This is a genomic window from Flavobacterium sp. 25HG05S-40, assembly GCF_052654735.1.
The window spans coordinates 2,179,862-2,192,681 of sequence record NZ_CP199750.1; the positions used below are offsets into that span (position 1 = coordinate 2,179,862).

A 12,820-nucleotide genomic window follows, 5' to 3' on the forward strand; every position below is an offset into this window, starting at 1 on the left:
GATTGGCAATGCTGGAAAAATAAGGTTATTTGCGCTTGGTACACTTTTTGTAAATTTAAATGCAAAAGTAACTAATAAAGACTTTAGAAAAAATTAAGAATTAATTTTTTGTGTATTAATTTAAACGGAGTAATTTTAGCAACAGATTAACACTTTTGACTTATGAAAAAATATTTACTTATAGCTTTTATGCTTGTGAACGCGGTGGTTTTTGCTCAAAAAGGACCCAAAATTGAGTTCAAAGACAAAGACAACACGATTGATTACGGAACGACTAACAAAGACGACGACGATGGTGTCCGCTCTTTTGAATTCACCAATACCGGTGATGCCGATTTGATTATTACCAATGTGCAATCGACTTGCGGTTGTACGGTTCCATCAAAACCAACAGAACCTATTAAGCCAGGGAAAACAGGAAAGATTGATGTAAAATATAACATGAATCCGGGGCCAATCCGAAAAACAATTACGGTAGAAAGTAATGCAGTGAATGTAGATGAAGGACGCGTTGCCATTAAAATCAAAGGAGAAGTTGTAGTAAAACCAGTGGTTAATCTTTTGGAAAAAAAGTCAAGCAGTCCAATGATGCAGTAAAAAAATATTTTATTCAGTTATAGAATCCCGTCTTTTTAATAATAAAGGCGGGATTTTTTTATATTATTTTCCTTAGTTGGAATTTGAACTTGTATTTTTTACCATTTCGCTCCACTTCGATTTCTATGGTTCTTCCCTCCTCCGATTTCAGAAGTTCATTTATCGCTTGTATCGTTAATCCGTGTGCTATTCTATGGTTTATTTTTGTAATACGGTCACCTACTTTGATTCCGGCTTTCTCCGCTTCAGAATTAACCCTAACACTCGCCACACTAAAAACGGGTTTAAGTTCAAAATGAACTTTTAGATTGTTCTGAAATTTTTCTGCGTTGGCATCGGTATAGACTTTGATTCCGGAAGCTGATCTATCGTCAATGGACTGTTTTACCCATTCCAAACCAGCGTGTTCCACTTCAATTCCGCTCATATTAAAATGAAAGGGATCGTTAATTTTAGCATTCGGTTTGGTATACATGATCTGATTCTTATAATCAAAGACCACGCTAAATCTGGAAAGGACTTCACTTCCTATCGAACCAATTCTATTTTTGACAAAATTTACGCTCCGAATAGAAGCAGAGTCTGGGAACGTTACCAAAGGTTCCTCAAAAGTCTTTGTTCCAAAATCAAAACTATTAATTCTGCCTCTCTTTCCGTAAACGCTTCCGCTAAATCCTCTTCCCAGATAATCTAAAATATTCTTTGAGGGTATTTTAATTACATCGGTTCTCGATGCAAAAACCCATAGCGCATCACTGTTACCACTATCAATTAATAATTTTGCAGGAACTTGTTTTCCTTCGGCTACAAGATTTGATACATAGTAAGGCTTTCCGTCTTCAACAGTGATGGCACTTTTTTCAAAATTTTTATAAAACTTGGCTTGTATTTTTTTGTGATTTTGACTGTAAACAAAAAGTTTTTTTCTTTCATAATCAATTTCAACAATATGATCTTTGAAAAAATTGTAGCCAAGAATACCATTCACTGGAATCCCAACTTGCGAGGAAAAATTAAATTCTTGGTCAAGGATGATATAAATCTCATGATTAGTATCGATAAGTGCTTTTATCTGTAGTTTATTTTTGGAAGACTTATATGAATCAATAGGTTCCATGCTACCCAATCCTTTTAGTTTTAACTTTTCAACCTCAAATAACTTTACCTCTTCTTTTTCATCAAGGCTGAAAAGAATGGTCTGTTCTACTCCAGTATCCAGTAAAAAGGTCAATTCTTCCCCATTCACATTTACTGGAATGAAGATTAAATTATTTATAAACTTGAAGGGAATGACAACTTTCTTCTTATGATTACTTATCAGGAATTCTGACTGACCAAAGCTATAAACCGAAAATAGCAGAAAAAAGATAAGTTGTTTCAAATGCATTAGGTTGATTTTGCTTTAAAAATAAAAAATAATTTGCTGTTATGACCGCTTTTAACATATTATATCTAACGTCAAGCATTGCTTCCCAAGTAAAAAAGTCGCAAATTTGCATTCACTATTTCATGAACTGACAAACTAATTCAAATAAAAAAATATGCCAAAGATTTCCCAAAAAGGGCAACAAATGCCTGAATCACCAATCAGAAAATTAGTTCCCTACGCAGAAATTGCAAAAAAGAAAGGCAATAAAGTATACCATTTAAACATTGGGCAACCTGATATTAAAACTCCAGACGTAGCTTTGAATGCTGTAAAAAATGCTGATATTAAAGTATTAGAATATAGTCATTCTGCAGGTTTTGAAAGCTACAGAACCAAACTTTCAGCTTACTACAAATCTCACGGTTTACCCATAGATGTTGCCGATATCATTATTACAACTGGAGGCTCTGAAGCGCTATTATTTGCTATGGGAAGTACTATGGATGTTGGTGATGAAATCATCATTCCGGAACCTTTCTATGCTAATTATAACGGATTTTCAACCGCTTCCGGAGTAAAAGTGGTTCCCGTAATTTCAACTATAGATGAAGGTTTTGCTTTACCTCCAATAGCGGCTTTTGAAAAATTAATTACTCCTAAAACAAAAGCAATCCTAATCTGCAACCCGGGAAACCCAACCGGTTATTTGTATTCTCAAGAAGAAATTTTACAGTTAGCAGCCATCGTAAAAAAACATGATTTATTTTTAATTGCCGATGAAGTATACCGTGAATTTATCTACGACGAAAACGAAAAACATCACTCCGTTATGAATGTACCGGGCATTGAACAAAATGCCATTATGATAGATTCTGTTTCCAAAAGATACAGTATGTGTGGCGCACGTATCGGATGTATTGTGTCCAAAAATAAAGAGGTAATGAGTACGGCAATGAAATTTGCGCAAGCAAGATTAAGTCCACCAACTTATGCCCAAATTGCCAGTGAAGCAGCCTTAGATACTCCACAAAGTTATTTTGATGATGTTATTTCTGAATACAAGGAAAGAAGAGATACTTTGATTACCGAATTGAAAAAAATTGACGGCGTAAAAGTAGCCACTCCAAAAGGGGCATTTTATTGCATTGCCCAATTACCTGTAAAAAATGCGGATGACTTTGCACAATGGTTGCTCGAGTCCTATGACAATAACAAGGAAACCGTAATGGTAGCACCTGCGGCCGGATTTTATTCTACTCCCAATGTGGGCTTAAACGAAGTCCGAATCGCTTATGTACTGAAAAAGGATGATTTGATTCGCTCAGTAGCCATCCTAAAAGAGGCTCTAGAAGTTTATAATAAAAAGTAATTTTGGTATTAAATTCCATATAAAACCATTCCGTTGAGGGATGGTTTTCTTTTTCAGTAGCACCACTAGTTGCTACTTTACACTACTGCTCCCGCCATACGTTGCAATCTTTTGTATTGTTGGTTGCCCTGAGCGTAGTCGAACGGGTTTTTATTCAACAATAAAAAAGGATTTCCACTGCTGTCGGGGCTAGAATCAACTATTGATTTTCTTTCAACCATAAAAAAACCCCGTCTTAACAGACGGGGTTTTGTGTATCCTTTTTCGTTTATCGTTTCAAGGTAAAGTGAGCTTTAAACTGTCGCAGTGCTGACGTGCCCGGTTCAATATAATCAACCGTAAACCAGTAATCATCTGACGGTAATAGGTGTCCGTTGTACGTTCCATCCCACCCTATTCCTGCGGCACTAATCTGTTTCAAGAGTTTGCCATAACGGTCAAAGATATAGATAGTAGCGCCTGGCTGGTCTTGCAATCCTCGGATAAACCAAGTATCGTTAAAGCCGTCTCCATTCGGTGTAAAATAATGTGGATAATCAATCGTCTGTGCAAAGCGAATCTCCAACTCATCACAACTATACGCAACGCCATCAGTCATATCCCAAACATGGATAATGTGTGGCTCAAAAGAAACATTCTCAAACACATTACTAATTTGTCTTGGACCATCATCCAAACTGTACTGATAATTAGCACTATACCCTTGGATGTTCACCACAATACTCTGAGAATCACTAAAGGCATTGGTTACCACAAATCCGGTTGTTCCCGTTGGAACAACCGCTGGACCTGACTGACGTACCACAAATGGTGCTGAAGTGTAATCACAGTTTAAACTGTTACTATAGTTATTGGTTACATGCACCACATAGGTTCTGTCACCTCCGCCTGCTAATGCCGTATTTACGGTATAGCTCGATCCTGTTCCCAAAACAGTAGTCATATCGCCTACTTCAAACCATTCAAAGGTATAATCTGCAGGATTGGCAATGCCACTATTCAAGGTCAGTTCTCGAAGTACCGTGTCATCGGTAAAATCAACACAGATGCTTGTGATACCGTTGGCTGTTTGTATTTGAGGATTCGGTTTGCGCTCTACTCGAATACTGGCCTGAGTAACGGCAGAACAGAACGGAGTAATACTGTTGCTACTATTCTCTACTTTTATCCAAATCGTATCCGTATCCTGATCGGTCTGATAAGCTTGTGCCTCTGCCGAGCTAAGCGGTATTGCTGTTGGATTAAGTGTCGGATCAACCATATAATAACTCACTAAGAAAATGGCTGGGTTTTGAGTCCCCAACACCTCTGCATTCCACAGTGTCTCAAGATTAAGTACCTCCACGCCATCAAACGGATCTGGCGTATCGCTGTCACACGCATCATAAGGGGTTACAGCATTAGCCACAGCATAATCCTCCACTACAAGATTTAGTGTTCCTGTAGCGTTTACACAAGTTGTAGCCTTGTTCACTACACGGATGTAAATCGTTTGGGTAGTAGGTGATGTCGTATTGATATAACTTGCCGGTAGTGGTGTTTCTCCGGTATTGGTTGCCGGATTGGCGCCTACTGCCGTTAAGTAATAGCTTATGGTATAATCGGCTGGCAATTGTCCTGTAGTAGCACTACCCAATATCTGTGGTGCCAATAACGGATTCGATAAATCAAAGACTGTAATACCATCAGCATCGTCATCACAAGCTCTGTAAGGATTCAAAGGCTGTATTACTGTTGGTAGCGGGTTCACCGTTAAGGCTTGCTCCACGATAACATAACAGCGGTTTCCTAGATAATCCACCTGAGTATTCTCTACTCGGATAAATACATTGCTACCCACTAGTGCTGTAGTAGCCGGAATGATTTCATTGGTATTATTCTCCGCATCTAAACGAGTAGGGAAATAATGGAAGGTAAGGTTGGTCACGCCATTGGCAATGTATGCTTCGTTTACCGTTAAATCAAATACCTCCAACATATCTCCAGGACTATTGTAGTCACATTGTGGTGTCAATGCTGGTGGATTGGTACGTGGTGTTGGTATCGGAAGTACTCGGATATCCAAACTCGTAACACTGGTACAGCCATCAGGGCTAGTCACTACAACGCCTAGGGTTTGTACTGCTGGATGTGATGGGGCATTAGTATAATTCGTAAAATCTGGAATATCGCTTGCTCCTCCAGCCTGTGCTAAAGCATAGCTTGAGTAATACGTTACTGTATAGCCTGAAGTATTTAGATTTTGACTAATCTCGGCATCTTTTACAGTTAAATCAAAGGCCGTGAATTGATTGTTCGGTGTAGCATCATCATCACAAATACTCAGTGGTGTTGGTGTAGTAAGTAATAACGGGATATTGATCTCCAATTGGAACGAACCAATATTGAAGCACTGCGTAAGGGCGTCTTCTACACGAACCCAAATCGTATCACCATCATCTCCAAGATGAGCTGTAGCTGGAATGATTTCTCTTCCTGCTCCTATCTGGGCATCTGTAGGATTGGTATAATAGGTAACCGTGTAGCTTCCTGATGAGGGCTGTTGTGCCAAGACATCCGCTGTACGTTGGGTTAAATCTACTATAGTGCTGGCATTTTGAGTATTGCTGTCCGTATCACAGATTACAATATCGTCTAACAACACTGGTGCTACTGGACTTGGGTTAACATTTAGTACAAGGGGTATAACACTAACGCAGCCCGTGATAGCATCTTCGGCTCTGACATAAATAGTCTGAACATAACGAACGATATTGTCATACGACGCCGGATTTGGAATACTAGTACCATTATTATCAGCATCATCTTGTGTTTCATGGAAAGTAACAATGTACGTTCCTACTCCACCCAATAAGCCCGGAAGTAGACTATTTAAATTAAATGTTGCTATTCCATCTTGATCCTGATCACAAATCGTATACGGTGTGGTAGGCGGAACTAAGGTTGGCAATGGCTCTACTCGGATATCCATCGAAGAAACCACACGACAACCTGTTGCTTGATTGGTGATAACAACGCCTAAAGTTTGAACATACTGTACGGTATTTTGGTAAAACAAATTGAAAATCTGTCCTACGGTAGTGCCGTTTTGAGCTGCTGGAAAACTTTCATAAAAAGTAACAGTCATACCCGGTTGCCCCAATAGAATACTGTTTACTCTGCTGTTTAAATCAAAAACTTCATAACCAATAAGGCTTTGATCGTTATCACATACCGAATATTGTGGATAGTTCGGTTGTAGTGAATTTGGTAACGGATTAACCACCAAGGTTAACGGTACAATATCAAAACAGCCAGTAGCTCTAAATTCTATCCTAACATAAATCGTTTCTGAGTTGATAGTTCCGTTTGGATAAGAAGTTACATTGGTAATGTTACCCGTTCCTAATTGAGCGTCAGAAAAGTTGTTATAAAACGTTACATTTACGGTCGTTGGACTTATACCTCCCAATATCTCCGGAATTCTAGTTGTTAAATTAAAATTCTCAAATCCAATATCAGCCGGTGTTAACTGATTGTCATCGCATAACTCATAATCTGCAGGATCTACAGCTTCAGGAGTTGGGTTTGAAATTAATTGAAGGGTTACAATTTGAAAACATGAAGATCCAGATGAAGACACCCTAATATAAATGGTTTGAAGATTAGGAATAATAGTTTCATAACTAGAAGGATTTAGAATTGCAGTTCCATTAATAAAGGCATCAGGTTGGGTTTCATGGAAGCTAACTGTATAAGTTGGATTTCCACCTGTGATACTATTGATAGTTTGTGTTAAATCAAAAGTTTCAAAACCATCATTATTTGGATCGCATCTTTGTAATGGAAGTGGATTGCTTACACTGAAATTAGCATTAATACTTACTGCTACTGGCTCAATATCAGTACAAGAGCCTACTGTACTTTTTATATAATAGGTTCCTCCAACAGCTATTGCAGTTGGATTAACAAGTACTGTGGTTGCCGTTGAATCTGCCCAATAACTTAATGTGCCACCACCAATACTTCCGGCTGTAATTGCTGGTAATGTAATATTAACTGTGTTAGGTGAACATACTGGAGCTGGATTAGTAATCACTAAACTTAAATTACTGATAGTAACTGTAACTGCTTCAACATCGGTACATGTGCCTAAAGTGCTTTTGATGTAATACGTTCCTCCAACGGCAACCGTATTCGGATTCGCTAATGGTGTAGTAGCAGCTAAATTCGTCCAATAGGTTAATGTCCCGCCACCTGTGCTTCCTGCAGTTACTGCTGCTGCCATGATATCAACGGTATTGGGTGCGCAAACTGCTGCTGGATTCGTTATCGTTAATGATGGTGTTGGATTGATAGTAACTACAACCGGCTCCACATCGGTACAAGTTCCGACTGTGCTTTTAATGTAATAAGTGCCACCTAATGCAACTGCACTCGGGTTCGCTAAAGGTGTTGTCGCTGCTAAATTCGTCCAATAGGTTAATGTTCCACCACCAGTGCTTCCCGCGGTAACTGCTGGCAATGTTAAATTGACCGCACTAGGTGCGCAAACTGCCGCCGGATTGGTAATCGTTAATGATGGTGTTGTACCGATAGTAACCGTAACTGCTTCAATATCGGTACAAGTGCCTAAAGTACTTTTGATGTAATACGTTCCTCCACCAGCAACCGCATTCGGATTCGCCAAAGGAGTTGTTGCTGCTAAATTCGTCCAATACGTTAATGTTCCTCCGCCTGTACTTCCCGATGTAACTGCTGCTGCCGTGATATCAACTGTATTGGGTGCGCAAACTGCTGCCGGATTCGTTATCGTTAATGATGGTGTTGGATTTATAGTAACCACAACAGGCTCCACATCGGTACAAGTTCCGATTGTGCTTTTAATGTAATAGGTTCCGCCTACAGCAACCGCATTCGGATTTGCTAAAGGTGTTGTGGCTGCTAAATTCGTCCAATAGGTTAATGTTCCGCCTCCTGTGCTTCCTGCGGTAACTGCTGGCAATGTTAAATTGACTGTACTAGGTGCGCAAACTGCCGCCGGATTGGTAATCGTTAATGATGGTGTTGTACCAATAGTAACCGTAACTGCTTCAACATCGATACAAGTGCCTAAAGTACTTTTGATGTAATACGTTCCTCCAACAGCAACCGCATTCGGATTCGCCAAAGGAGTTGTTGCTGCTAAATTCGTCCAATACGTTAATGTTCCGCCACCTGTGCTTCCTGCAGTAACTGCTGCTGCTGTGATATCAACGGTATTGGGTGCGCAAACTGTTGCCGGGTTCGTTATCGTTAATGATGGTGTTGGATTTATAGTAACCACAACAGGCTCCACATCGGTACAAGTTCCGACTGTGCTTTTAATGTAATAGGTTCCGCCTACAGCAACCGCATTCGGATTTGCTAAAGGTGTCGTCGCTGCTAAATTCGTCCAATAGGTTAATGTTCCGCCTCCTATGCTTCCCGCGGTAACTGCTGGCAATGTTAAATTGACTGTATTAGGAGCGCAAACTGCTGCCGGATTGGTAATCGTTAATGATGGTGTTGTACCAATAGTAACCGTAACTGCTTCAACATCGATACAAGTGCCTAAAGTACTTTTGATGTAATACGTTCCTCCAACAGCAACCGCATTCGGATTCGCCAGAGGAGTTGTTGCTGCTAAATTCGTCCAATAGGTTAATGTTCCGCCACCTGTGCTTCCTGCAGTAACTGCTGCTGCCGTGATATCAACGGTATTGGGTGCGCAAACTGCTGCCGGGTTCGTTATCGTTAATGATGGTGTTGGATTGATAATAACCACAACAGGTTCCACATCGGTACAAGTTCCGAGAGTACTTTTTATATAATAGGTGCCACCCACTGCAACGGCACTCGGGTTCGCTAAAGGTGTTGTCGCTGCTAAATTCGTCCAATAGGTTAATGTTCCCCCGCCTGTGCTTCCCGCGGTAACTGCTGGCAATGTTAAATTGACTGTGCTAGGTGCGCAAACTGCCGCCGGATTGGTAATCGTTAATGATGGTGTTGTACCAATAGAAACCGTTACCGCTTCAATATCAGAACAATTTCCTACAGCACTTTTAATATAATAAGTTCCGCCAACAGCAACCGCATTCGGATTCGCCAGAGGAGTTGTTGCTGCCAAATTCGTCCAATAGGTTAATGTTCCGCCACCTGTACTTCCCGCGGTAACTGCAGCTGCAGTAATATCAACCGTATTGGGTGCGCAAACTGCTGCCGGATTCGTAATAGCTAATACCGGTGTTACAAGACAATCGGCATAGCAAGTACGTGTTAGCGTTGGAACGCCACAAATGCCATTCCACGTAATCGTAAAGGTTACTTCTGAACCCGGAGAAGGTACCGGAACATTGAAGTTAGAAGCGCCCGTATGGGTTCCTGAAACAGGAGGTCCTCCGTTAACGGTATAGATATAACTCCAGCTTGACTGATACAAAACTGGACTAGCCTGCCATTGAACGTTATTAAAATCAAAAGCTACAGTTGTAGCCGTAGTGTTTACACCATCACAAAATAAGAATGGAGCCTCACCTGCTAGCGGACTTCGACCAATATAAACCGGCAAAAGAGCTCTCGGACTTTCGCACCCAAGAATGGTTTGGCTGACATAATAATTAATTGGCGTAGTACTAGCAGCACCTGTTGTAACTGGAATTGGTGCCGTGGCAGAAGCGGTTCCACCAGTAGCATTAGTTCCATACCAATTTAAGGTGGCGCCAGTAGTAGCAATAGCTGTTAAAGGAACAGCAACAGCATTCTGACAATAAGTAATTGGTATAACCGTAGGAGCAGCAATCGTTGTTACTGGATTTACTGTAATAGATACCGGAACAGAAACACATCCAGAAATTACATCTCTAATGGTAACATTATTATATGTTGTATTGGGTGGTAAACCCGTGAATGTTGGGCTTGATTGATAAGTAGTTGAATTCAAACTATACTCATAAATAGTCATTTGATAAATGCCAATATTGGTATAATCTTGTGGGTCGAGTGCTATCCAATCTGCAGGATTCCATACCGTGCTTGGGTGTGGTGCGGTAGCTAATCTTCTGTATGTATAACCATCAAGGCCTCCGGGAGTAAAATCGATTCCATCCGTCCTTCCCCATAAATCAATCAAGACATCGGCGCTAGTGGTTAATCTGACATTATCATTAGTATTAAAACCTGGACATAAATTGACCACCATATCGGGGACAACCCCGCCTTGATTCACTAAATTACCAACAGAAATAACATAAACATCATTGTGTGCCAAAAGACCTAACAAAGGAATATCGCAGTTCAGCGATGGTCCCGGATTTCCGTTGTTGTAGATTTTTATTTTGTAATTGGTAAGATTTTTGGTAGTCCCTGTTCCGTTATAAATTTCGATATATGATAATGCACCTGAGCTTTCATCGGTTACTTCAGAGATGAATAAATCGGTTGGTATTGGGATTGGGGCTGTATTTAAAGGACTTGTAAATACAGCAGTACCCGTTGGAACAGCACAAGTTGGTTGTTGTGTAACACTTACTACCGGAGTTTGGCAAATGGAAGCAATATCCACAAGAGATAAATTATCAATAGCAAAATCATTACCTGCAACAGAAGTTTGAGAATCTGTTAACCAAATTTGAGCATTATTTGTTGTTGCTGTCCATCGGTACACCACCTTTGTCCATGGAGATGGATTTCCTAGCGGACAAATTGAAGGTCCGGACATTAGCTGCGGAATTGTGGTTGTACCGTTTGTATTAACATCAATAATGGCAGAATTACTCAAAGTATTTGTAGATGAAATAGATCGAATATAATAAGTAAATTCATAAGTTCTTCCACTGACAACGCCAATACTAGAACCATTTAACAATTCCCAAAATTTATCGCTTGAACTCGTTGAACCATCAACTACCATCATTTTACCTGTTCCACTGGGGAAATCGCCTGCATTTGAAAATACAGACGTGTTCATAGTATTAGGATTAGTAATTATGTTGTAATCTCTTGGAAAACTGGCTCCTATCGTAGCAGGTAAAAAATAATTTGTCTGGAATCCGACTCCAGCTCCTCCCAATTCAAAACCTCCATTAACCAGAAGATTTTGAGAATGCGTTGGAATAGAAAAGGATAGTAATACAACTAATACTAGCTTATGTAAAAAAGTAGTTATTTTCATCTTTAAAAAATAGGGCTTCTAATTTATTAATTTTTTGTTAAAAAACTGATGTCAAATATATGATTTTAATAGAACTGTAATATTATTTTATGGTAAAATAACATAAAAAAGCCTCATTAAAATGAGGCTTTGCAATGCTATCTTTGTGCTTTCCTTCTATCTCGTTCTGTCTTTAAGAGGTTCAATTCTCTGCTGGTTTGACCCGCTACAGAAGTATTTTCTTCAGCTCTTCTTATCAAATAAGGCATAACATCTCTTACGGGTCCGAAAGGTAAATATTTGGCCACATTGTAGCCATGTTCTGCCAAGTTGTAACTGATGTTATCGCTCATACCATACAATTGTCCGAACCAAATTCGGTTATCGTTTTTGGCTATCCCTTTTTGCTGCATTTGCTCAATCACTTTATAAGAACTCCATTCGTTATGCGTTCCGGCAAAAATGGACATTACATCCAAATTATCCATCATGTAGGCCATAGTCACATCATAATTAACATCAGTTGCCTCTTTGCTTTCACAGATTGGCGTTGGATACCCTTTTTCTTCTGCACGTTTATTTTCTTTTTCCATGTATGCGCCACGAACCAATTTCATTCCGATAAAAAAGTCTTCTTTTTTAGCTAACTCGTGTAGTTTCTTCAGATAATCTAATCGATCCCAACGGTATAATTGTAGCGTATTAAAGACAATCGATTTTTCTTTGTTGTACTTACGCATCATTTCTGTTACCAAATCATCAGCAGCATCTTGCATCCAGCTTTCCTCTCCGTCAATTAAAAGTGCTACATCTTTTTCGTATGCCGTTTTACAAATCATATCAAAACGAGAAACTACCCTATTCCACTCTTTTTGTTCTTCTAGTGTTAAGGGCTGCTTTTCGCCTATTTTTTCATACAAATAAAAACGACCCAAACCCGTTGGTTTAAAAACAGCAAAAGGAATAGCTTTCTTTTCTTTAGCAAATTCGACCGTTTTTAAAGTCATTTCCAACGCCGCATCAAACTGTGCTTCTTCCTCTTTTCCTTCTACCGAATAATCTAAAACAGAGGAAACACCTTTGGTAAACATTTTATCTACAACTGAAAGGCAATCTTCTTCCGTAGTTCCGCCACAAAAATGATCAAAAACAGTAGCTCTGATTAATCCTTCTACCGGCAAATGTGCTTTGAGCGCAAAGTTGGTAACCGCTGTACCGATGCGTACTAACGGCTCATTATCTATCATTTTAAATAAAAAATAAGCCCTGTCTAATTCGGTGTCTGTTTTGAGTGCAAAAGCAGTCTGAGTATTGTTGAAAATTTTTTCCATTTTTT

At 39.6% G+C, this 12,820-nt stretch carries 6 protein-coding genes; 2 read left to right on the plus strand and 4 right to left on the minus strand.

The window, feature by feature from the left end; translation table 11 throughout:
* The first annotated feature begins 162 nt into the window (after window positions 1–162).
* Window positions 163–597 (plus strand): DUF1573 domain-containing protein, encoded by a 435-nt coding sequence (locus ACULEU_RS09460; protein ID WP_445452347.1) that lies wholly within the window; start codon window positions 163–165, stop codon window positions 595–597.
* Window positions 598–655: 58 nt separating this feature from the next.
* On the opposite strand, the gene ACULEU_RS09465 is transcribed toward ACULEU_RS09460, so the two are convergent.
* Complete coding sequence (locus tag ACULEU_RS09465) at window positions 656–1,984, minus strand: aspartyl protease family protein (RefSeq protein WP_445452348.1); 1,329 nt, start codon at window positions 1,982–1,984, stop codon at window positions 656–658.
* A gap of 154 nt (window positions 1,985–2,138) precedes the next feature.
* Between ACULEU_RS09465 and ACULEU_RS09470 the strand changes: the two genes are divergently transcribed.
* A complete protein-coding gene (locus ACULEU_RS09470; RefSeq protein ID WP_445452349.1) occupies window positions 2,139–3,335 on the plus strand; it encodes a pyridoxal phosphate-dependent aminotransferase in 1,197 nt (398 codons plus the stop codon).
* Window positions 3,336–3,412: 77 nt separating this feature from the next.
* Here ACULEU_RS09470 and ACULEU_RS09475 read toward each other — a convergent pair whose 3' ends face one another.
* The 3 genes from ACULEU_RS09475 to ACULEU_RS09485 form a co-directional block, all read right to left on the minus strand.
* Window positions 3,413–3,556, minus strand: a complete 144-nt coding sequence (locus ACULEU_RS09475) for a hypothetical protein (protein ID WP_445452350.1) — start codon at window positions 3,554–3,556, stop codon at window positions 3,413–3,415.
* Between the two features lie 47 nt (window positions 3,557–3,603).
* On the minus strand, window positions 3,604–11,505 hold the full coding sequence (locus ACULEU_RS09480; protein WP_445452351.1) for a T9SS type B sorting domain-containing protein: 7,902 nt from the start codon (window positions 11,503–11,505) through the stop codon (window positions 3,604–3,606).
* Window positions 11,506–11,642: 137 nt separating this feature from the next.
* Window positions 11,643–12,815: a proline dehydrogenase family protein gene (locus ACULEU_RS09485; RefSeq protein WP_445452352.1), complete on the minus strand. Its 1,173-nt coding sequence runs from the start codon at window positions 12,813–12,815 to the stop codon at window positions 11,643–11,645.
* Between the last annotated feature and the right edge of the window lie 5 nt (window positions 12,816–12,820).

Excerpts from the sequence above, each read along its gene's own strand:
- ACULEU_RS09460 (WP_445452347.1), top strand. The coding sequence starts at position 163 with ATGAAAAAATATTTACTTATAGCTTTTATGCTTGTGAACGCGGTGGTT.
- ACULEU_RS09465 (WP_445452348.1), bottom strand. The coding sequence starts at position 1,984 with ATGCATTTGAAACAACTTATCTTTTTTCTGCTATTTTCGGTTTATAGC.
- ACULEU_RS09470 (WP_445452349.1), top strand. The coding sequence starts at position 2,139 with ATGCCAAAGATTTCCCAAAAAGGGCAACAAATGCCTGAATCACCAATC.
- ACULEU_RS09475 (WP_445452350.1), bottom strand. The coding sequence starts at position 3,556 with ATGGTTGAAAGAAAATCAATAGTTGATTCTAGCCCCGACAGCAGTGGA.
- ACULEU_RS09480 (WP_445452351.1), bottom strand. The coding sequence starts at position 11,505 with ATGAAAATAACTACTTTTTTACATAAGCTAGTATTAGTTGTATTACTA.
- ACULEU_RS09485 (WP_445452352.1), bottom strand. The coding sequence starts at position 12,815 with ATGGAAAAAATTTTCAACAATACTCAGACTGCTTTTGCACTCAAAACA.